The organism is Lysobacter sp. Root604 (assembly GCF_001427505.1).
GTDB lineage: Bacteria > Pseudomonadota > Gammaproteobacteria > Xanthomonadales > Xanthomonadaceae > Lysobacter.
Genome location: NZ_LMGS01000001.1, coordinates 433175 through 453579 on the forward strand (window position 1 = coordinate 433175; position 20405 = coordinate 453579).

Below are 20405 nucleotides of genomic sequence, written 5' to 3' on the forward strand. Positions count from 1 at the left end.
TGCCGGACTAGGGCAGGGCGTAGCCGGCCGCGCGCAGCAGGCGCGCGGTTTCGATCAGCGGCAGGCCGATCAGGGCGCTGGGGTCGCGGTTGTCGATCGCGTCGAACAAGCTGATGCCCAGTCCCTCGGATTTGAAGCTGCCGGCGCAGTCGTAGGGCTGCTCGGCGTCGACGTAGCGTTCGATTTCGGCGCGGCTCAGTGCGCGGAAGCGCACCACGGTGACGTCCAGGGCGCCCTGCGTGGCCTGGCCGCAGCGGGCCAGGCTCAACGCGGTCAGGAAGCGCACCTCGCGCCCCGACATCGAGGCCAGCTGGGCGATCGCGCCGGCGCGGTCGCCGGGCTTGCCGATCGGGCGGCCGTCGAACTCGGCGACCTGGTCCGAACCCAGCACCCAGGCCCCTGGCCTGCGCGCGGCGACCTCCTCGGCCTTGGCCCGGGCCAGGCGCTGGGCCAGGTCCAGCGGCGATTCGCCCGGGCGCGGGGTCTCGTCGACCCGCGGACGCTCGCAGTCGAAGGGCAGGCGCAGGCGCTGCAGCAGCTCGCGCCGGTAGACCGAGGTCGAGGCCAGCACCAGCGGCGCCGGGGGCGGTGAGGCGGACATGGCGGCCGCGTTCAGGCCAGCGGCGCGCGCGCGCGCTCGATCTGCGACAGCTGCTGCTCGATCCGGCCGCGCGCGGCGTCGATCGAGGCCCGGACCTCGGCCAGCTGCTCGGGGCTGGCCGAATTGCCGTGGTCGCGCAGCCACAGGCGCTGGCGCAGCATTTCGCGCATGGCGTCGCCGACCGGGTCCAGAGTCAGGTCGCCGGCGACCGCCTCGATCTCGGCCCGGGCCGTGCGCAGGCGGGCTTCCAGGGCATCGGCGGCGTCCAGCAGCTCGCGCACCGCGCGCTGGTGGCGGCCGGAGCCGCGGCGCAGGCCGAACGCGACCACGGCGGCGGCCGCCAGCGCGGCCAGAAGCAGGATCAGGGTGGTGGTCACGGCGGAGTCGGCTGAACGCAGGGAAAGCCGAAGTCTGACCCGAGGGCCCAGCCGGCGGCAAATCCCCGCCAGGCCTGGGTTTCCGGTTTGACATCAGGGGGTTGGGTCTCTAACATTCCGCGGCTTATGTCAGCGGACGTGCCAGCCGGGCGGGTGCCCGAAGTACTCGATGCCTGGCGCCTGGTGGCCGCAAGGCGCGGCGTCGAGGGGCGCGTGCCGTTGTCGTCGTTCAAGCGGCTGCAGGACAGTCTGCTCGATACCGAGGGTGACGTGACGTTCTCGTTGGATTTCGCCAACGACGAACTGCAGGTGCCCTACGTCGAGTTGAAGATCGATACGGCGTTGCCGCTGCTGTGCCAGCGCAGCCTGGAGCGGTTCCTGCTGCCGGTGCAGATCGTGCAGCGCCTGGGCTTGATCCGCGAGGAAGCGGACGAGGCCGGGCTGCCGCCGGGTTACGAACCGCTGCTGATGCCGGAAGACGGCCAGCTGCGGACCATCGAACTGGTCGAGGACGAACTCATCCTCGCCGTGCCGGTGGTGCCGATGGCTCCGGGCACGGAAGCGATGGAGCGGGACTGGCCGGCCACCGAGGCCGAACAGGAACGCACCCATCCCTTCGCGGCGTTGTCGGCGTTGAAGAACAAATCGAACTGATCCACCGCGGCGCTCCGCAAGACGCGCCCGGGCAGTACCGCAAACTCTCAGTTTCAGTTTCCACAGTTTCTCTTGGAGCAAGACCATGGCTGTCCAGAAGTCCCGCGTTTCCCCGTCCCGCCGCGGCCAGCGCCGCGCCCACGACGCGCTGACCAGCAAGCAGCTGGCCACCGACCCGACCACCGGCGAGACCCACATCCGCCACCACGTCACCGCCGACGGCTACTACCGCGGCAAGAAGGTGATCAACACCCAGTCCAAGGTCGCCGACGAAGAGTAATCTTCGCTTCGCCCGTCGCGCCGCGCGCACGCACCAGCGGCGCGCGGGGCCGTCGCCGATCCGGCCGCCGCTGTCATAGCGCGCGGAACCAACACGTGCTTACCCAGCACGCGGGACCTGCGGCCGCCACGGCGGGGTTCCGCCGCCAGCGCGTCTGGCGGAATGGCCCGATCGGGCCTGGCTACGGTTCCGCAGCGGAGTGGTGATGACTGAGCAGCGCAAGCAAGACCGGATCTATTCGCGTGTCGCGGGCACCGGCAGCTATCTGCCGGAAAAGATCCTGACCAACGACGACCTCGCCAAGATGGTCGACACCAGCGACGAGTGGATCGCGGCCCGTACCGGCATCCGCGAACGCCACGTCGCCGCCGAAGGCGAAACCACCTGCGATCTGGCCTACCACGCCTCGCTGCGCGCGCTCGAAGCCGCCGGCGTCGCCGCGCAGGACCTGGACCTGATCGTGCTCGGCACGACCACGCCCGACCTGATTTTCCCGTCCACCGCCTGCCTGTTGCAGCACCGCCTGGGCGCCAACGGCTGCCCCGCGTTCGACGTTAACGCCGCCTGCTCGGGCTTCGTCTATGCGTTGACGGTGGCGGACAAGTTCATCCAGTCCGGCGCGGCCAAGACCGTGCTGGTGGTGGGCTCGGAAACCCTGACCCGCATGATCGACTGGAGCGACCGCGGCACCTGCGTGCTGTTCGGCGACGGCGCCGGCGCGGTCGTACTCAAGGCCGACAGCGAAACCGGCATCCTCAGCACCCATCTGCACGCCGACGGCGGCAAGAAGGAACTGCTGTGGAACCCGGTCGGCGTCTCGGTCGGCTTCAAGCCGGAAGAGCACAACGCCGGCGTGAAGGTGATGATGACCGGCAACGAGGTCTTCAAGCACGCGGTCAAGGCGCTGGATTCGGTGGTCGAGGAGACCCTGGAAGCCAACGGCCTGGACCGCCACGACATCGACTGGCTGATTCCGCATCAGGCCAACCTGCGCATTATCGAAGCCACGGCCAAGCGCCTGGACATGCCGATGGAGCGCGTGGTGGTCACCGTCGACAAGCACGGCAACACCTCCTCGGGCTCGGTGCCGCTGGCGCTGGACGAAGCGGTGCGCGACGGCCGCGTGCAGCGCGGCCAGCTGGTGCTGCTGGAGGCCTTCGGCGGCGGTTTCACCTGGGGCTCGGCGCTGCTGCGCTACTGACCGGCTCGGTCTTCGCCGCCTCATCCGACGCGCCCGGCTTGCCGGGCGCGTTCGTTTTTGCGCCCGAATTCGCGTCTTTGGAAACTGTCGCAATGCGTCACGATACGCGCGAGTACAGACGATGACGCGGTTTGCCTCGTATCATGCCGGTCCTTGACGAACTGGACCGGCGTTCGCGCCACGACTCGATGAGCCACGACTCCCTCGCTTTCGTGTTTCCCGGACAGGGCTCGCAATCGCTGGGCATGCTCGCCGAGCTGTCCGAGCTGCATCCGCTGATCCGCGACACCTTCGCCGAGGCCAGCGACGGCGCCGCGACCGACCTGTGGGCGCTGAGCCAGGGCGGTCCGGAAGAAATGCTCAACCGCACCGAATACACCCAGCCGGCGCTGCTCGCCGCGGGCGTGGCGGTGTGGCGCCTGTGGCAGGCCCAGGGCGGCGCGCAGCCGGCGCTGCTGTCGGGCCACAGCCTGGGCGAGTACACCGCCCTGGTCGCCGCCGGCGCGCTGTCGCTGAAGGACGCCGCCCATCTGGTGCGCCTGCGCGGACAGTTCATGCAGGACGCCGCGCCCGCGGGCACCGGTGCGATGGCCGCCGTGCTCGGCGCCGAGGACGCGCTGGTGCAGGAAGTTTGCACCGCGGTGTCCGGCAAGGACGTGGTGGTGCCGGCGAACTACAACTCGCCCGGCCAGATCGTGATCGGCGGCCATGCCGCCGCGGTCGACGCCGCGCTGACCCTGCTGGCCGAACGCGGCGTGCGCAAGGCGGTCAAGCTGGCCGTGAGCGTGCCTTCGCACACCCCGCTGATGCGCGACGCCGCCAACCGCCTCGGCGAGGCGATGGCTGGCCTGAGCTGGCGCCAGCCCGCGCTGCCGGTGGTGCAGAACGTCGACGCCCAGGCGCATGCCGAGCTCGACGCGATCCGCGACGCGCTGGTGCGCCAGCTCTATCTGCCGGTGCAGTGGACCGGCTGCGTGCAGGCCCTGGCCGCGCGCGGCGCGACGCGCGTGGCCGAATGCGGCCCCGGCAAGGTCCTCAGCGGCCTGGCCAAGCGCATCGACAAGTCGCTGGACGCGCGCCCGCTGGGCACGGTCGGCGATTTCGAGGCCGCCTTGGCGGACTGGTCGCAGGCCTGAGCCCTATCCTGGTCAGGCTGGCTGCGCGCTCCGCCCGTTTCGGGTGATGATCGCGCCGACGCCGCACCGAACCGTCGCCGCAGCGAATAGAAAGAAACGGAGCATTACATGAGCACTGGACCCCTCGCGGGCGAAATCGCCCTGGTCACCGGCGCCAGCCGCGGCATCGGCGCGGCGATCGCCGACGAACTGGCCGCGCAAGGCGCGACCGTGATCGGCACCGCCACCAGCGACGCCGGCGCCGCCGCGATCGGCGAGCGCCTGGCCGCGCACGGCGGCCACGGCCGCACCCTGGACGTCGCCGACCCGGCCTCGATCGAGGCGGTGATCGACGCGATCGGCAAGGACATCGGCGCGATCTCGATCCTGGTCAACAACGCCGGCATCACCCGCGACAACCTGCTGATGCGCATGAAGGACGAGGACTGGCAGGCCATCCTCGACACCAACCTGACCAGCGTGTTCCGCACCAGCAAGGCGGTGATGCGCGCGATGATGAAGGCGCGCAAGGGCCGCATCGTCAATATCGCCTCGGTGATCGGCGTGACCGGCAACGCCGGCCAGGCCAACTACGCCGCGGCCAAGGCCGGCATCATCGCCTTCAGCAAGTCGATGGCGCGCGAGATCGGCAGCCGCGGCATCACCGTCAACGTGGTCGCGCCCGGTTTCATCGACACCGACATGACCCGCTCGCTGCCCGAGGACGCGAAAAACGCGATGCTCGGCCAGATCGCGCTGGGCCGTTTCGGCGAACCGGCCGACATCGCCCGCGCGGTGGCGTTCCTGGCCGGCCCCAGCGCGGCCTACATCACCGGCGAGACCCTGCACGTCAACGGCGGCATGTACATGCCATGAGCCGTCGTTGCCAAGCGTAAACGATTGAACCAAAAGGGGTTTCGCGCATGCTCGCGAACGCCCCCGATTCCATTAGACTATTCCATCGAAAACCCCTCACGGGAGGAGCACAAACTCATGAGCAGCATCGAAGAACGCGTCAAGAAGATCGTGGTCGAACAGCTTGGCGTTAAGGAAGAAGAAGTCACCAACAACGCTTCGTTCGTCGACGACCTCGGCGCTGATTCGCTCGACACCGTCGAGCTGGTGATGGCGCTCGAAGAAGAATTCGAGTGCGAGATCCCGGACGAAGAGGCCGAGAAGATCACCTCGGTGCAGCAGGCGATCGATTACGTCAAGGCGCACGTCAAGTCGTAATCGGCGTAGGCGGCGCGGCGGCCAGCGCGAGCGGACCGCCGGCGTCGTCGGCAAAACCAAACCGGGGCCGCATTGCGGCCCCGCGTTTTTAGGGCCGGTGGATACGCCGGCGTAGCGTCAGCAACCCGCGTCAACAATCGCGTCAACAGTACGGAGTGCTCCATGTCCAACCGTCGCGTAGTGATCACCGGCCTCGGCATCGTTTCCCCGCTTGGCAACGATCTGGCCAGCAACTGGGACGGCATCGTCAACGGCCGCTCCGGCATCGGTCCGATCACCTGGTTCGACGCGTCCAACTTCACCACCCGCATCGCCGGCGAAGTCCGCGACTTCGACATCGGCAAGTGGGTCGGCCCGAAGGACGCCAAGAAGATGGACGAGTTCATCCATTACGGCGTCGCCGCCTCGATGATGGCGATGGAGGACGCGGGCCTGGTCGTGGACGAGTCCAATGCCGAGCGCATCGGCGCGCTGATCGGCTCGGGCATCGGCGGCCTGCTCGGCATCGAGGAGCAGACCATCAAGTACCACGAGGGCGGCCCGCGCAAGATCTCGCCGTTCTACGTGCCCAGCACCATCATCAACATGCTGCCCGGCCAGGTCTCGCTGCTGACCGGCATCAAGGGCCCCAATTTCTCCGCCGTCTCGGCCTGCGCCACCTCCAACCATTCCATCGGCATGGCGATGCGCATGATCCAGTACGGCGATGCCGACGTGATGATCGCGGGCGGCGCCGAGCGCGGCGCCTCGCAGACCTCGGTCGGCGGTTTCTGCTCGATGAAGGCGATGTCGACGCGCAACGACGATCCCACCCGCGCCTCGCGCCCCTGGGACAAGGACCGCGACGGCTTCGTGCTCGGCGACGGCGCCGGCATCCTGGTGCTGGAGGAGTACGAGCGCGCCAAGGCGCGCGGTGCGCGCATCTACTGCGAGCTGGCCGGTTTCGGCGCCAGTTCCGACGCCTTCCACATGACCGCGCCCAGCGAGAACGGCGAAGGCCCGGCGCGCTGCATGGCGGCCGCGTTCAAGGACGCCAAGATCAATCCCGAGGACGTGGCCTACCTCAACGCCCACGGCACCTCGACCCCGCTGGGCGATCTGGCCGAGACCCTGGCGATCAAGCGCGCGCTCGGCGACCACGCCTACAAGACCATGGTCAGCTCCACCAAGTCGATGACCGGCCACCTGCTGGGCGCGGCCGGCGGCGCCGAGGCGATCTACTCGGTGCTGGCGCTGCACCACGGCATCATCCCGCCGACCATCAACCTGGACCAGCCGGGCGAGGGTTGCGACCTGGACTACGTGCCCAACGTGGCGCGCGAGAAGAAGGTCGACGTCACCGTCTCCAACGGTTTCGGTTTCGGCGGCACCAACGGCACCCTGGTGTTCAAGCGGATCTGATCCGCGCACCCTCGGCGCTCGCTGCGGCGAGGTCCGGTCGCCTCTGCACCGGACCTGTCGCCGTGCCCGCCGGATTTCCGCGCGTATCGGCTTTGCGCCGCGACGACGCCGCGAGCGGATCGCCGCTCGCGGCCGGTTCGCTTCCGCGTCGCGCTCGCACGCTCGCGCCGCGCCGGTATAAGGTTCGACCATCATGCTGCTGACCCGCGCGCTGCCCGCCACCGTCGATCTGTTGTCGCTGCAGCGCCTGGCGCCGCAGCGCTATCCCATGCTGCTGGAATCCAGCGCCGACGGCACTGCCCAGGGCCGCTGGGACCTGTTGCTGGCCGCTAACGGCGCGTCGCTGCAACTGGACCCCGACGGTACCGTGCGCGACCAGGACGGGGGCGCGCGCGCCGGCGATTTCCTGTCCGCGCTCGACGCCGACTGGCGCGCCCAGCGGGTCGCGCGCGACGAGCCGCGCTGGCCGTTCCGCGGCGGCTGGGCGCTGCTGTTCGGCTACGAGCTGGCCGCGCAGGTCGAGCCGGTGCTGCGCCTGCCGGCGGCGCCGGGCGGCCTGCCGGTGGCCTTGGCCCTGCGCTGCCCGGCCGCGCTGCTGCGCGACCGCGCCAGCGGCGACTGCATCGTGCTGGCCGAGACCGATCACGCGGACATGCTCGACGCGATCGTCGCCGACATCGAGCGCGCGGCCGCGCTGGCGCCGCTGCCCGAATGGCAGCCGCCGCAGACGATCGAGGAAGATGCCCCGCAGCGCTACACCGACGGCGTTGCGCGCGTGCTCGACTACCTGCTCGCCGGCGACGTATTCCAGGTCAATCTCTCGCGCGGCTGGCGCGCGCGCTTCGACGCGCCGCTGGCGCCCGCGGCCCTGTTCCAGCGCCTGCGCCAGCACAATCCGGCGCCGTTCGCGGGCCTGTTCGCCGGCTCCGACTGGGCTGTGGTCAGCGCCTCGCCCGAGCGCTTGGTGTCGGTGCGCGGCGACGTGGTCGAGACCCGGCCGATCGCCGGCACCCGCCCGCGCGTGGCCGGCGACGACGACCTGGCGCGCATCCGCGAGCTGGTCGCGCATCCCAAGGAACGCGCCGAGCATGTGATGCTGATCGATCTGGAGCGCAACGACCTGGGCCGGGTATGCACGCCGGGCAGCGTCGAAGTCGACGAACTGATGACGGTGGAGAGCTACGCCCACGTCCACCACATCGTCAGCAACGTGCGCGGCCGCCTGCGCACGGACGCGAGCCCGGGCGAGACCATCCGTGCGGTGTTTCCGGGCGGCACCATCACCGGCTGCCCCAAGGTGCGCTGCATGCAGATCATCGCCGAGCTCGAAGGCGGCGGTCGCGGCGTCTACACCGGCGCGATGGGCTGGCTCAACCGCGACGGCGACCTCGACCTCAACATCCTGATCCGCAGCGCCGAGCTGGAAGGCCAAGAGCTGCGTTTCCGCACCGGCGCCGGCATCGTCGCCGACTCCGATCCGCAGCGCGAGCTAGACGAGACCCGCGCCAAGGCGCGCGGCATGCTGCGCGCGTTGGGCGTGGCCGGATGAATGCGCGCGTCTACGTCGGCGAGCGAGCCGCGCAGGCGCTGCCCTTGCTGGACCGCGGCTACGCCTATGGCGACGGCCTGTTCGAAACCCTGCGCGCGCATCGCGGCCAGCTGCCGTGGTGGGACGCGCACTGGCGGCGCCTGAGCCGCGGCGCGGCGCGCCTGCGCCTGCCGCTGCCGCCTCCCGACTACGTGCGCGCCGAGGCCGAGCGCCTGCTCGACGGCGCCGATGCGGTGCTGAAGCTGATCGTGAGCCGGGGAGCGGGCGGGCGAGGGTACGCGCCGCCGACCGATGCGCCGCCGACGTGGTTGCTGTCCACCCATCCGCTGCCGCCGCCGGCACCGGCCGAGGGGCTGCGTCTGCGTTGGTGCGAGACTCGCCTGGCGACGCCGTCGGCGCTGGCCGGGTTGAAGCACTGCAACCGCCTGGAGCAGGTCCTGGCGCGCGCCGAATGGGACGCCGCCGAGATCCATGAAGGCCTGATGCGCGACGGCGAAGGCGCGGTGGTGTGCGCGACCGCGGCCAACCTGTTCGTGCTGCGCGAGGGCCGCTGGTGGACGCCCCGCGTGGACCGCTGCGGCGTCGCCGGGGTGTGCCGGGAGCAGGTGCTGGCGATCCTGGGCGAAGCCGCGGCCGAAACCGCGACCCTGTCGCAAGACGCGTTGGAAAGCGCGGACGCGGTTTTCCTGTGCAATGCCGTGCGCGGTATCCTGCCGGTCGCCCGCCTGGGCGAGCGCGTCTGGCCCTCGCATCCCGCGGTGGCCGGCCTGCAGCGCCGCCTGGCCGAGTCGCATCCCGCATTCGAATCTGCAGCCCTGCCGGGCTCGGAGGTGTCGTGAGTCGTAAAACCAAGCGCCGTGTCGGCGGTTTCTTCCTGCTGCTGGTGTTGGCCGCCGTGGTCGCGGGCGGCTGGCTGTTCCAGCGCTACGTGCGCTTCGCCGACGCTCCGCTGTCCGGCCTGCAGGCCGGGCAAAGCCTGATCGTCGAACGCGGCGACTCGCTGCCGGTGGTGCTGCGCAAGCTGCGCGAGGCCGGCGTGAGCGGCGGCGACGCGCTGGAGTGGCGCGCATTGGCCAAGCACCTGGGCGCCGCCGGCCGCCTGCAGGTGGGCGAGTACGCGCTCGAGCCCGGCACCACGCCGCGCGAGCTGCTGATCGCGATGCGCGACGGCCGCGTGGTCAGCCATCGTTTCACCGTGATCGAGGGTTGGAACCTGCGCGATCTGCGCGCGGCGCTGGCGCGCAAGCAGGACCTGAAGCAGGAAGCCGCCAAGCTCGACGATGCGGCGCTGATGAAGGCGCTGGGCCGGCCGGGCCAGCATCCGGAAGGGCGCTTCCTGCCCGAGACCTATCTCTACACCGGTGGCGACAGCGACCTGGACGTGCTCAAGCGCGCCTGTGACGCCATGGACAAGGCGCTCGATGCGGCCTGGGAAGGCCGCGACAAGAACAGCGTGCTCAAGAGCCGCGAGGAAATGCTGATCCTGGCCTCGATCGTCGAGAAGGAAACCGGCATCGCCTCCGAGCGCCCGCAGATCGCCGGCCTGTTCGAGCGCCGACTCAAGCTGGGCATGAAGCTGGAAACCGACCCCACCGTGATCTACGGCCTGGGCGCCGGCTACGACGGCAACATCCGCAAGCGCGACCTGCAGACCGACACGCCTTACAACACCTACACCCGCACCGGCCTGCCGCCGACGCCGATCGCGATGCCGGGCGCGGGCGCGCTCAAGGCGGTCGCCAATCCGGCGCCCGGCGACGCGCTGTTCTTCGTCGCCTCCGGCGACGGCAGCGGCAGCAGCCTATTCGCGGCCACCTACGCCCAGCATCAAGCCAACGTACGCCTGTACCTGCAGCGCTACCGCGCGCAGCGCCGCGGCGGCCAGCCCGAGGAGGGCAAGGCGGTGCTGGAAGAAGCGCAAGAGGCCGAGACCGCGCCCACTCCCACGCCGCCTACGCCGGCGCAGAGCGCGCGCCGATGAACCTGCAGGTCCAGCCGCGCCTGATCACCCTGGAGGGCGGCGAGGGCGCGGGCAAATCCACCGTGCTGGCCGCGCTGCGCGATGCGCTGGAAGCGACCGGCGTCGAAGTCGTGTGCACGCGCGAGCCCGGCGGCACGCCGCTGGCCGAACAGATCCGCGGCCTGCTGCTGGACCCCCATCACGAACCCGCCACGCCCGAGGCCGAGCTGCTGCTGGTGTTCGCCGGCCGCGCCCAGCACGTGCGCGAAACCCTGTTGCCGGCGCTGCGTCGCGGCGCCTGGGTGATCAGCGACCGTTTCACCGACGCCAGCTACGCCTACCAGGGCGAGGGTCGGGGTCTGGATGCGGCGTTCATCGCCGAACTCGAACGCCGCGTGGTCGGGATCGAGCCCGCGCTCACGCTGCTGCTGGACGTGCCGGTCGCGATCGGCCTGCAGCGCGCGCGCGGACGCGGCGCCGTCGATCGCATCGAAGCCGAGCGCGAGGACTTCTTCGAGCGCGTGCGCGCCGGCTATCGCGCGCGCGCGCAAGCGCAGGCGCATCGCTTCCATGTGATCGACGCCAGCCAGCCCGCCGATGCGGTCGCCGCGCAGGCGGTGGCGCGCTTGCGGCAATTGATCGAGGCGCAGTCGTGAGCGCGCCCGCGTTCGCGCCCTGGCAGCGCCGGGTCTACGAGCAGGCCACCGCCGCGCTCGACGCCGGCCGCCTCGGCCACGGGCTGCTGTTCTGCGGCCCGGCCCAGTTGGGCAAGCGCGCGGTCGCCGAGCGTCTGGCCCAGCGCCTGTTGTGCCGCGATCGCGACGCCCAGGGCGAGCCCTGCGGGCATTGCCGCGGCTGCCTGCTGTACGCGGCGGGCACCCATCCGGATTTCCAGACTGTGTCCTTCATTCCGAACAAGGAAGGCACGCGCCTGCGCACCGAGATCGTGATCGAACAGATCCGCAGCCTGTCCGAGCGCCTGTCGCTGACGCCGCAGTACGGCGGCGCCCAGGTCGCGATCCTGGACCCGGCCGATGCCATCAACAACGCCGCCGGCAACGCCTTGCTCAAGACCTTGGAAGAGCCGGTGCCCGGCCGCTACCTGTGGCTGGTCAGCGCGCATCCGCTGCGTTTGAGCGCGACCATCCGCAGCCGCTGCCAACGCCTGGAGTTCCGTTTGCCGCCGCAAGACGAGGCGCTGGCCTGGCTGAAGGCCGCCGGCCACGCCGAGACCGCCGCGCGCGAAGCGCTGGAGGCCGCGCGCGGCCATCCGGGCCTGGCCCACGAGTGGTTGCAGGGCGACGGCCTGAAGCTGCGTCGCGACGTCGCCGCCGATCTGAGCAAGCTCGCGCGCGGCGACGCCTCGCCTTCGGAAATCGCCGCGCGTTGGGTCGGCGACGAGCACGCCGCGCTGCGTCTGCGCCATGCTGCGGATCTCGCCCTGGCCGAAGCCTCCGGCTTGACCGACCCGGTGCGAACGCGCAGTCTGGCGGCCTGGTTCGATCGCGCCAATCGCACCCGCGATCTGTTGCGGACGACGGTGCGCGCGGACCTGGCGGTAGTCGAATTGTTGATGGCTTGGCGCGCGCCCGACGGCGCGCGGGCCGCTGGAGGACATCGGGGATGAGCGGAGCGGCAGGCGCGGGCGCAGCCAGGCAGGGCATCCTGTCGTTGGCGATCAAGGACAAGGCGGCGCTGTACGGCGCGTACATGCCGTTCCTGAAGTACGGCGGCATTTTCGTCGCCACCCCCAAGCGTTACTTCCTCGGCGACGAGGTGTTCCTGCTGTTGACCCTGCCCGAATCCACCGAGCGTCTGCCGGTGGCCGGCAAGGTGGTGTGGGTCACGCCCACCGGCGCCCAGGGCAATCGCCCGGCCGGTATCGGCGTGCAGTTCGCCGAGACCGCCGAAGGCGATGCGGTGAAGGGCAAGATCGAAGCGCTGCTGGCCGGCTCGCTGACCGCGGATCGCGCCACCCACACGATGTAACGCGTCGTCTCTGCATCCGCTCCGTGCAGGAGCGGCGCCAGCCGCGACCGCGAGTCCTCATTCGCATCGAGGGTCCGTTTCCTCCGGGAGCGGCACCGGCCGCGATGTGCGTCCGCGTGTGAATACCCCTGAATCGGGACCGCGACCGCAAAGGCCAGGTTCGGGATAAAGCGCATTCGCGCTTCGCGCTCATCCCTCACCCTAGCCCCCTCCCGCAAGCGGGAGAGGGGACCCATTCGACGCCGCCTTCAGCCCTCTCCGCAAGCGGGAGAGGGGACATATTCGACGCTGCCTTCAGCCCCTCTCCGCAAGCGGGAGAGGGGACCCATTCGACGCCGCCTTCAGCCCCTCTCCGCAAGCGGGAGAGGGGACCCATTCGACGCCGCCTTCAGCCCCTCTCCCGCTGGCGGGAGAGGGGTTGGGGTGAGGGCGCGCGAGGTTACGAATTCGCGCCGTCAGCTCGTACGCTGCGATGGGCCCAAGACGAACCGTACCGTCGCGCCGCCACAGCGGCCCGCGTCGATGCGGTGGTCAGCGCATGCTGTGAAGCACCCACTCGGGTTTGTGCCGCGGTGCGGCGAGGGCCATGGCAGCCTCGGCAACGCAGGCTGCTGACGCCAGCGCCGCGCCCCTCACGGACGCAGCGCCGGCGAATCCCAACCCGGACGCGGCGCGAAGCGATCGCCGTAGCGCGCGTGCAGGGTCTTGAGGCGTTCCAGCAGCGCATCGGCGCCGGTTTCGCGCACGTACTGGATCGGGCCGCCGCGGAACGGCGCGAAGCCGGTGCCGAAGATCACGCCCGCATCCAGCAGGTCGGCATCGCTGACCACGCCATCGTGCAGACAGGCCACCGCCTCGTTGACCAACGGCAGAATCAGGCGATCCTCCAGGTCCGACGGGGTCTGATAGTCCTTGGGCAGTTCGGGCTTCTGGGCGCGCCCGTTCTCCCACTTGTACAGGCCCTGGCCGTCCTTCTTGCCGCGCTTGTTCGGCTCCACGCCGCTCAACGCCGCCGGCACGCTCAGGCCCAGGAACGGCGCCAGTTCCGCGCCCACGCCCGCGGCCACGTCCAGGCCGACGGTGTCGATCAGTTCGATCGGCCCCATCGGCATGCCGAACTTCACCGCGACCTTGTCGATGGCGGGGCCCGGGATGCCCTCGGCGAACGCGGTCGCCGCTTCCAGCATGTACGGGAACAGCACGCGATTGACCAGGAAGCCGGGCGTACCCGCCACCGGCACCGGCAGCTTGTCGATGGCCTTGCAGAACGCCGCCAGGCGCTGCTCCGTCTCCGCCGCCATCGCGTCGTGGCGGATGATCTCGACCAGCGGCATCAGCGCCACCGGATTGAAGTAGTGCAAGCCGCCGAACTGAGCCGGACGGCGGATGTGGTCGCGCAGTTCGACCAGCGGGATCGACGAGGTGTTGGTGGTCAGCAGCGCGTCGGGCTTCATCTTCGGCTCGACCTGATCGTAGAGCTCGCGCTTGGCCTCGGGCTTTTCGATGATCGCCTCGATCACCAGATCGGCCTGCGCCGCACCTTCGCCGGCGAGGTCGCCCTTCAAGCGCGCCGCCACCGCCGGACGCTTGCTCTCGTCCTTGACCCGCTTGGCGAACAACTCCTGGGCGCGGGTCAGGGCGCCGTCGATGAAACGCTGTTCGCGATCGGACAGGGTGACTTCGAAGCCCTTGTAGGCCGACCAGGCCGCGATATCGCCGCCCATCACGCCGGCGCCGACCACGTGCACGCGCTGAATCCCATGATCCTTGCCGCCCTGGCCCTTGAGCCGCTCCTGCAGGAAGAACACCCGGATCAAATTGCGCGCGGTCGGGGTGGAGGCCAGCTTGACCACCGACTTGCGCTCGGCCGCCAGGCGCGCCTGCACGCCGCCGCTGCTGCGCGCCCAGGTGTTGATCAGCGCGTACGGAGCGGGGTAGTGCTCCTTGCGCGCCTTGCGCGCGACCTGCTTGGTCAGCATGCCGGGCAGGATCTTGCGCGCCAGCCAGCTGTTCGTCGCCCAGCCCATGAAGCGCTGCTTGAACGGACGCTGGGTGCCCTTGAGCGCCAGCGCGACCGCGGCGTCGACCAGCAGCGGCGCTTCCACCACCTTGTCGACCAGGCCGATCGCGCGCGCGTTCGATGCCGACAGCGCGCGGCCGGTGAGCATCATGTCGAACGCGGCCGGCGCGCCGACCAGGCGCGGCAGGCGCACGCTGCCGCCCCAGCCCGGGTAGATGCCCAGCTTCACTTCCGGCAGGCCGATCCGGGTCGAGGGATCGCTGCTGGCGACGCGGTAGCGGCAGGCCAGCGAGATTTCGGTGCCGCCGCCCATGCAGAAGCCGTGGATCGCCGCGACCGTGGGGCAGGGCAGTTCGGCCAGACGCTGGAACACCTGCTGGCCGCGCCGGATCGCGTCGCCGACCGTGCCCTTCTCGTCGAAGGTCTGGAATTCCTTGATGTCGGCACCGGCGATGAAGCCGGAGGCCTTGGCCGAACGCAGCACCACGCCCTTGGGCGGGTCCAGCGCCAGCCGCTCCAGCAGCGCGTCGAGCTCGATCAGGACGTCCTGTCCGAAGGTATTGACCGACGAGCCGGCGCGGTCGAACGACAGCAGCAGGATGCCGTCCTCCCGCAGCTCGGTCTGCCAATGTTGGAAACGAAGTCCGTCGAGGCCAGCCATCATGACTGCACCATCCGTTCAGGTATGGAATATCCCGCTATCATCCCGAGGTTGTTTCGTCGCCGTCAAATCGGCGGCTCCCAGGCCTCGGTTCCGAGCGGCCCCCGGCGCACGCCGCGGCGTGACCCTTGGCGGTTGCGCCGGCGCGGCCCCGGCCCCATTTATGATCGTGATTGAACTTTCTCCCGACAGGGTTGTCCCATTGTTCGGCCACGGCCGAGCTGACAGGAGTGCCGGCGCGGCATGGCCGAGAATGAGTTGGACCAAGAGCTGGTCAGGCGTGTCCAGCGTGGCGATAGCACGGCCTTCGATGCCCTGGTGCGCAAGTACCAGCATCGGATCACCGCGCTGATCGGGCGCTACATACCGGACTGGAGCGAATGCCAGGACGTTGCCCAGGAAACCTTCCTGCGCGCTTACCGCGCGCTGCCGAACTTCCGGGGCGATGCGCAGTTCTATACGTGGTTACACCGGATCGCCGTGAACACCGCCAAGAATTACCTCGTCGCGCAGAACCGCAGGCCGCCGACCGACGACATCGACGCCGGCGACGCCGAACAGTTCGAGACCGGCATCCGCTTGCGCGACAGCGACACCCCGGAACACGAGTTGCTGCGCCAGGAGATCGAACGCACGGTGATGCACGCGGTCGAATCCCTGCCGGAGGAACTGCGGGCCGCGATCACCCTGCGCGAGGTGGACGGCCTGAGCTACGAGGAAATCGCGCAGAAGATGGGCTGCCCGATCGGCACCGTGCGTTCGCGGATCTTCCGCGCCCGCGAGGCGATCGACATCGAGCTGCGGCCCCTGCTGGATAACCAAGACACCCGCGAGCGCGCCCACTGATATGACGTCCAACGCAGCCTCCAACGAGCACGGCATTCCCACCGACCGCGAAGCCCTGAGCGCACTGTTCGACGGCGAGCTCGACGGCGATGCCGCCCGCTTCGCCCTCAAGCGCCTGAGCCACGACGCCCAATGGCGCCGCGCCTGCGGCAGCTGGCAGTTGTGCGGCGATGCCCTGCGCGGGCAGGCCGCCGGCATCGCCGCGCCGGATTTCGCCGACCGCGTCGCCGCGGCGATCGCCGCAGAGGCCGCGACCGCGCAGGCCGCCGCACCCGCGGCCGCCCCGGCCAGCCGTCGCGGCTGGATCGGCGGCGCCCTGGCCGCCTCGGTGGCGGTGGCGGCCCTGTTCGTGGCGCGTCCGTTCGCCAACGACAGCGCCCCCGATGCGGCCGCGCCGCAGACCCAGGTCGCCAGCGCCGATGCCGGCAGCGCACCGGCCGCGCCGTTGCCGCAGAGCCCCGAGCAGCAGGCCGCCGGTCTCGGTGCTGCCGCGGTCGCGGTGGCCGAAGTGCCGCGCCGCATCGCCGAACGCCGCAGCTCGCGCGGGCAGACCCAGCGCGCCGCCCTGCGTCGCCAAACCCAAACCCAGACCCAGGCCGTCGCCGCCGCGCCCGCGATCGAAGTGGCGGCCGCCAGCGCCGGCGCCGCCGCCAATCCGTTCCGGCCCCAGCACAGCGACGCGCCGTCGCGGCCGTGGCCACGCGCGGTGTTGCCGAACTATCCGGCCACCGGTGGCTTCACCGCCAGCTACGGCAGCAGCAGCGCCAGCGCGCGTTCGTTCTATCCCTTCGAGCCCAGCGCGTCCGACTCGGCGCCGGTGCAGCCGCCGCCGGCGCCCGAACCCGAAAGCCGGATGCCGCAGCCGTAAGCGGCCGCGGCGGCGGAGCGCGAAGCGCGCGTGCCTGACTCGCCGCGCTGCGCATCCGCTCGCACTCTCTCAGTAGTTCCCCCGATCACGCGCGGCCCGGCGGCCGCGCGGCCAAATCTCCGCAACCTTCGAGGCCGATTCCATGACTCGTCCGCTTCGCTCTATCGCCTTGACCACTGCCCTGGTCGCCCTGCTGCCGGCCGCCTGCACCGCGCAGACTCCCAGCACTCCGATCGCGCCGCCGCCGGCCGCGACGCCTTCGGCGCCGCTGGTCAGCGGTCTGCCCGATTTCACCGCCCTGGTGCAGCGGGTCGGTCCGGCCGTGGTCAACGTGCGCGCCGAGATCGCGCCGCGCCGCGCCAGCCGCGGCCAGGGTCAGATGCCGAACGAGGAGGAGATTCCGGAAATCTTCCGCCGCTTCTTCGGCCCCGACATGCCGGGCGGTCCGCAGGGCCCGCGCGGTCCGCGCGGCGGCGGCAATTCGCTGGGCACCGGCTTCCTGATTTCGCAGGACGGTTATGTGCTCACCAACCATCACGTGGTCGACGGCGCCGACACGGTCAAGGTCACCTTGTCCGATCGCCGCGAGTTCACCGCCAAGGTGGTCGGCAGCGACGAGCAGTCCGACGTCGCCCTGCTCAAGATCGACGCCAAGAGCCTGCCGTTCCTGCGCCTGGCCAACGCCAGCCTGACCAAGCCCGGGCAGTGGGTGATCGCGATCGGTTCGCCGTTCGGCCTGGATCACTCGGTCACCGCCGGCATCGTCAGCGCGGTCGGCCGTATGAATCCTTACGCCGACCAGCAGTACGTGCCCTTCATCCAGACCGACGTCGCCATCAACCAGGGCAACTCCGGCGGCCCGCTGCTCAACACCAGCGGCGAGGTGGTCGGCATCAACTCGCAAATCTTCTCCAACTCCGGCGGCTACATGGGCGTGAGTTTCGCGATCCCGATCGACGTGGCGATGAACTCGGCCGAACAGCTGCGCGCGACCGGCAAGGTCCAGCGCGGTTTGCTCGGCGTGGGCGTGCAGGCGATCACCTCCGAAAGCGCCAAGGGCCTGGGCCTGTCGGATTCGCGCGGCGCCCTGGTCAACAGCGTGCAGGCCGGCGGCGCGGCCGAGAAGGCTGGGATCCAGCTCGGTGACGTGATTCTGGCGGTCAACGACCGCCCGGTGAACACCTCCAGCGACCTGCCGCCGCTGATCGGCGCACTGGCGCCGGGGGCCAAGGTCAAGTTGGAGATCAACCGCGGCGGCAAGGTCCTGACCGAGCAAGTAGTGCTGGGCGCCCTGGGCGCCGAGGTCGCCGGCGCGCCCGGTCCGGCCGCCAACGACGACAGCGCCGTGGCCCCGGGCCGCGGCGGCAGCAACGCGCTGGGCCTGGTCGGCCAGGATTTGGCCGCGAACGCGCGCCAGCGCCTGGGCCTGAAGGTGGGCGAGGGCGTGCTGGTGCAGACGCCGGGCGAGGCCGCGGGCGAGGCCGGGCTGCGCCCGGGCGACGTGGTGCTGTCGGTCGGCCGCACCGCGGTCGGCAGCGCCTCGGCGCTGAACCGCGAGCTGGCCGGGGTGCGTCCGGGCGACACCGTGATGCTGCTGGTGCGCCGCGGCGCGGCGACCCAGTTCATCGCGGTCACCGCCGAGGCGAAAGCCGGCTGAGGTGGGCACGCGCCCGTCCTGGGGCGGGCGCGTGGGCGTGGGTACGGCGCGGTATGCGATAATCTCCCGTTAACTCTCTGGAACCGGTGAGCTTCGCGCCGTCCCGCATGCAGCAGATCAGAAACTTCTCCATCATCGCTCACGTCGACCACGGCAAATCGACCCTGGCCGACCGCATCATCCAGCTCTGCGGAGGCCTGGAGGCGCGCGAGATGGAAGCGCAGGTGCTCGATTCCAACCCGATCGAGCGCGAGCGCGGCATCACCATCAAGGCGCAGTCCGTGTCCTTGCCCTATAAGGCGAAGGACGGTCAGGTCTACCAGCTCAATTTCATCGACACCCCCGGCCACGTCGACTTCAGCTACGAAGTCAGCCGCTCGCTGGCCGCCTGCGAAGGCGCGCTGCTGGTGGTGGACGCCGCCCAGGGCGTGGAAGCGCAGTCGGTCGCCAACTGCTACACCGCGGTCGAGCAGGGCCTGGAAGTGGTGCCCGTGCTCAACAAGATCGACCTGCCCACCGCCGACATCGCGCGCGCCAAGGCCGAGATCGAGGCGGTGATCGGCATCGACGCCGAGGACGCGGTCGCGATCAGCGCCAAGACCGGCCTCAACGTGGTCGACGTGCTGGAAGCGATCGTGCATCGCATCCCGCCGCCCAAGCCGCGCGACACCGACAAGCTGCAGGCGCTGATCATCGACTCCTGGTTCGACAACTACCTGGGCGTGGTCTCGCTGGTGCGGGTCATGCAGGGCGAGATCGTGCCGGGCAGCAAGATCCTGGTGATGTCGACCGGCCGCACCCATCTGGTCGACAAGGTCGGCGTGTTCACGCCCAAGCGCAAGGACCTGCCCAAGCTGGGCGCCGGCGAAGTGGGCTGGATCAACGCCAGCATCAAGGACGTGCACGGCGCGCCGGTCGGCGACACCCTGACTCTGGCCTCCGATCCGGCCAGCAAGCCGCTGCCGGGCTTCCAGGAGATGCAGCCGCGCGTGTTCGCCGGCCTGTTCCCGGTCGACGCCGAGGACTACCCGGACCTGCGCGAAGCGCTGGAGAAGCTGCGCCTCAACGACGCCGCGCTGCGCTTCGAGCCGGAAAGCTCCGAGGCCATGGGCTTCGGCTTCCGCTGCGGCTTCCTGGGCATGCTGCACATGGAGATCGTGCAGGAGCGCCTGGAGCGCGAGTACGACCTCAACCTGATCAGCACCGCGCCGACGGTGATCTACGAAGTGCTCAAGACCGACGGCACCACCATGCCGCTGGACAATCCGGCCAAGCTGCCTCAGGTCAACATGATCGAGGAGATCCGCGAGCCGATCATCCGCGCCAACATCCTCACGCCGCCGGACTACGTCGGCAACGTGATCACCTTGTGCGAGGAAAAGCGCGGTAGCCAGATCGGCATCACCTACATGGGCAACCAGGTCCAGATCAGCTACGAGCTGCCGATGGCCGAGGTGGTGCTGGACTTCTTCGACCGCCTCAAGTCGGTCTCGCGCGGCTACGCCTCGCTGGACTACCAGTTCCTGCGCTTCCAGGCCGGTCCGTTCGTGCGCGTGGACACGCTGATCAACGGCGACAAGGTCGACGCGCTCAGCATCATCACCCACCGCGCCCACGCCGATCGCCGCGGCCGCGAGATCTCCGAAAAGATGCGCGAACTGATTCCACGCCAGATGTTCGACGTCGCCATCCAGGCCGCGGTCGGCTCGCAGATCATCGCCCGCAGCACGGTCAAGGCGATGCGCAAGAACGTGCTGGCCAAGTGCTACGGCGGCGACATCAGCCGTAAGAAGAAGCTCCTCGAGAAGCAGAAAGAGGGCAAGAAGCGCATGAAGCAGGTGGGGCGCGTGGAGATTCCGCAGGAAGCGTTCCTGGCGGTATTGCAGGTGGACAACAAATGAAGCCGGGATTCGAGATTCGGGATTCGGGATACGGCCGAGTGGACGTTTCCTGGCTATCCCAAGCTCCAATCCCTAATCCCGAATCCCCGCTC

The 20405-nt window shown here is 69.9% G+C and carries 20 protein-coding genes; 17 read left to right on the forward strand and 3 right to left on the reverse strand.

Translation table 11 applies throughout. From position 1 onward, the window contains the following. Positions 1–7 precede the first annotated feature (7 nt). Both ASD69_RS02195 and ASD69_RS02200 read right to left on the reverse strand, forming a co-directional pair. Positions 8–601, reverse strand: a complete 594-nt coding sequence (locus ASD69_RS02195; protein WP_056173431.1) for a Maf family nucleotide pyrophosphatase — start codon at positions 599–601, stop codon at positions 8–10. Between the two features lie 11 nt (positions 602–612). After that, entirely contained in the window at positions 613–978 is a 366-nt protein-coding gene (locus tag ASD69_RS02200) for a hypothetical protein (protein WP_056173434.1), read from the reverse strand. A 126-nt stretch (positions 979–1104) separates the two neighbouring features. Between ASD69_RS02200 and ASD69_RS02205 the strand changes: the two genes are divergently transcribed. The 13 genes from ASD69_RS02205 (at position 1105) to ASD69_RS02265 (ending at position 12360) form a co-directional block, all read left to right on the forward strand. Beyond that, positions 1105–1632 (forward strand): YceD family protein, encoded by a 528-nt coding sequence (locus tag ASD69_RS02205; RefSeq protein WP_056173437.1) that lies wholly within the window; start codon positions 1105–1107, stop codon positions 1630–1632. An 85-nt stretch (positions 1633–1717) separates the two neighbouring features. Then, the gene (rpmF, locus tag ASD69_RS02210) at positions 1718–1912 is read left to right on the forward strand and encodes a 50S ribosomal protein L32 (RefSeq protein WP_056173439.1); all 195 of its coding nucleotides are present in this window, start codon (positions 1718–1720) and stop codon (positions 1910–1912) included. A 205-nt stretch (positions 1913–2117) separates the two neighbouring features. Next, positions 2118–3113, forward strand: a complete 996-nt coding sequence (locus ASD69_RS02215; RefSeq protein ID WP_056173443.1) for a beta-ketoacyl-ACP synthase III — start codon at positions 2118–2120, stop codon at positions 3111–3113. 188 nt (positions 3114–3301) lie between these two features. Continuing rightward, positions 3302–4249, forward strand: coding sequence for an ACP S-malonyltransferase (fabD, locus tag ASD69_RS02220; protein WP_056176403.1), 948 nt, complete (start codon positions 3302–3304; stop codon positions 4247–4249). A gap of 108 nt (positions 4250–4357) precedes the next feature. Then, a complete protein-coding gene (gene fabG / locus ASD69_RS02225; RefSeq protein WP_056173446.1) occupies positions 4358–5104 on the forward strand; it encodes a 3-oxoacyl-ACP reductase FabG in 747 nt (248 codons plus the stop codon). Between the two features lie 117 nt (positions 5105–5221). Next, positions 5222–5461, forward strand: coding sequence for an acyl carrier protein (acpP, locus tag ASD69_RS02230; RefSeq protein ID WP_031373652.1), 240 nt, complete (start codon positions 5222–5224; stop codon positions 5459–5461). 162 nt (positions 5462–5623) lie between these two features. After that, positions 5624–6862 carry a beta-ketoacyl-ACP synthase II gene (fabF, locus tag ASD69_RS02235; RefSeq protein WP_056173449.1) on the forward strand — a complete coding sequence of 413 codons (1239 nt, stop codon included), beginning with the start codon at positions 5624–5626 and terminating at the stop codon, positions 6860–6862. Between the two features lie 193 nt (positions 6863–7055). Further along, entirely contained in the window at positions 7056–8411 is a 1356-nt protein-coding gene (locus ASD69_RS02240) for an aminodeoxychorismate synthase component I (RefSeq protein ID WP_056173452.1), read from the forward strand. After that, positions 8408–9250 (forward strand): aminodeoxychorismate lyase, encoded by an 843-nt coding sequence (gene pabC / locus ASD69_RS02245; RefSeq protein ID WP_056173455.1) that lies wholly within the window; start codon positions 8408–8410, stop codon positions 9248–9250. Before ASD69_RS02240 ends, pabC begins: the two co-directional genes overlap by 4 nt. Further along, entirely contained in the window at positions 9247–10392 is a 1146-nt protein-coding gene (gene mltG, locus ASD69_RS02250; protein WP_056173459.1) for an endolytic transglycosylase MltG, read from the forward strand. Before pabC ends, mltG begins: the two co-directional genes overlap by 4 nt. Beyond that, positions 10389–11027, forward strand: a complete 639-nt coding sequence (gene tmk / locus ASD69_RS02255; RefSeq protein WP_056173462.1) for a dTMP kinase — start codon at positions 10389–10391, stop codon at positions 11025–11027. The genes mltG and tmk overlap by 4 nt, the downstream gene beginning before the upstream one ends. Then, complete coding sequence (locus ASD69_RS02260) at positions 11024–11998, forward strand: DNA polymerase III subunit delta' (protein ID WP_056173464.1); 975 nt, start codon at positions 11024–11026, stop codon at positions 11996–11998. The genes tmk and ASD69_RS02260 overlap by 4 nt, the downstream gene beginning before the upstream one ends. Continuing rightward, complete coding sequence (locus ASD69_RS02265) at positions 11995–12360, forward strand: PilZ domain-containing protein (RefSeq protein ID WP_055909722.1); 366 nt, start codon at positions 11995–11997, stop codon at positions 12358–12360. Before ASD69_RS02260 ends, ASD69_RS02265 begins: the two co-directional genes overlap by 4 nt. Before the next feature lie 632 nt (positions 12361–12992). Here the strand turns inward: ASD69_RS02265 and ASD69_RS02270 are convergent. Beyond that, the gene (locus ASD69_RS02270) at positions 12993–15044 is read right to left on the reverse strand and encodes a 3-hydroxyacyl-CoA dehydrogenase NAD-binding domain-containing protein (RefSeq protein WP_056173466.1); all 2052 of its coding nucleotides are present in this window, start codon (positions 15042–15044) and stop codon (positions 12993–12995) included. A 240-nt stretch (positions 15045–15284) separates the two neighbouring features. On the opposite strand from ASD69_RS02270, the gene rpoE reads away from it, so the two are divergent. The 4 genes from rpoE (at position 15285) to lepA (ending at position 20313) form a co-directional block, all read left to right on the forward strand. Then, positions 15285–15887 carry an RNA polymerase sigma factor RpoE gene (gene rpoE / locus ASD69_RS02275; protein WP_056173469.1) on the forward strand — a complete coding sequence of 201 codons (603 nt, stop codon included), beginning with the start codon at positions 15285–15287 and terminating at the stop codon, positions 15885–15887. Position 15888: 1 nt separating this feature from the next. Then, complete coding sequence (locus ASD69_RS02280; protein WP_056173472.1) at positions 15889–16755, forward strand: sigma-E factor negative regulatory protein; 867 nt, start codon at positions 15889–15891, stop codon at positions 16753–16755. 142 nt (positions 16756–16897) lie between these two features. Then, positions 16898–18412, forward strand: a complete 1515-nt coding sequence (locus tag ASD69_RS02285) for a DegQ family serine endoprotease (RefSeq protein ID WP_056173474.1) — start codon at positions 16898–16900, stop codon at positions 18410–18412. Between the two features lie 107 nt (positions 18413–18519). After that, positions 18520–20313, forward strand: a complete 1794-nt coding sequence (gene lepA, locus ASD69_RS02290; RefSeq protein ID WP_056173477.1) for a translation elongation factor 4 — start codon at positions 18520–18522, stop codon at positions 20311–20313. Positions 20314–20405: the final 92 nt, after the last annotated feature.

Bases quoted from the DNA above. Each gene is read 5' to 3' on its own strand.
- ASD69_RS02285 (WP_056173474.1), top strand. From the start codon at position 16,898: ATGACTCGTCCGCTTCGCTCTATCGCCTTGACCACTGCCCTGGTCGCC.
- pabC (WP_056173455.1), top strand. From the start codon at position 8,408: ATGAATGCGCGCGTCTACGTCGGCGAGCGAGCCGCGCAGGCGCTGCCC.
- ASD69_RS02265 (WP_055909722.1), top strand. From the start codon at position 11,995: ATGAGCGGAGCGGCAGGCGCGGGCGCAGCCAGGCAGGGCATCCTGTCG.
- tmk (WP_056173462.1), top strand. From the start codon at position 10,389: ATGAACCTGCAGGTCCAGCCGCGCCTGATCACCCTGGAGGGCGGCGAG.
- acpP (WP_031373652.1), top strand. From the start codon at position 5,222: ATGAGCAGCATCGAAGAACGCGTCAAGAAGATCGTGGTCGAACAGCTT.
- ASD69_RS02270 (WP_056173466.1), bottom strand. From the start codon at position 15,044: ATGATGGCTGGCCTCGACGGACTTCGTTTCCAACATTGGCAGACCGAG.
- ASD69_RS02215 (WP_056173443.1), top strand. From the start codon at position 2,118: ATGACTGAGCAGCGCAAGCAAGACCGGATCTATTCGCGTGTCGCGGGC.
- lepA (WP_056173477.1), top strand. From the start codon at position 18,520: ATGCAGCAGATCAGAAACTTCTCCATCATCGCTCACGTCGACCACGGC.
- fabG (WP_056173446.1), top strand. From the start codon at position 4,358: ATGAGCACTGGACCCCTCGCGGGCGAAATCGCCCTGGTCACCGGCGCC.
- rpoE (WP_056173469.1), top strand. From the start codon at position 15,285: ATGGCCGAGAATGAGTTGGACCAAGAGCTGGTCAGGCGTGTCCAGCGT.
- ASD69_RS02205 (WP_056173437.1), top strand. From the start codon at position 1,105: ATGTCAGCGGACGTGCCAGCCGGGCGGGTGCCCGAAGTACTCGATGCC.
- ASD69_RS02195 (WP_056173431.1), bottom strand. From the start codon at position 601: ATGTCCGCCTCACCGCCCCCGGCGCCGCTGGTGCTGGCCTCGACCTCG.
- ASD69_RS02240 (WP_056173452.1), top strand. From the start codon at position 7,056: ATGCTGCTGACCCGCGCGCTGCCCGCCACCGTCGATCTGTTGTCGCTG.
- fabD (WP_056176403.1), top strand. From the start codon at position 3,302: ATGAGCCACGACTCCCTCGCTTTCGTGTTTCCCGGACAGGGCTCGCAA.
- ASD69_RS02280 (WP_056173472.1), top strand. From the start codon at position 15,889: ATGACGTCCAACGCAGCCTCCAACGAGCACGGCATTCCCACCGACCGC.
- fabF (WP_056173449.1), top strand. From the start codon at position 5,624: ATGTCCAACCGTCGCGTAGTGATCACCGGCCTCGGCATCGTTTCCCCG.
- rpmF (WP_056173439.1), top strand. From the start codon at position 1,718: ATGGCTGTCCAGAAGTCCCGCGTTTCCCCGTCCCGCCGCGGCCAGCGC.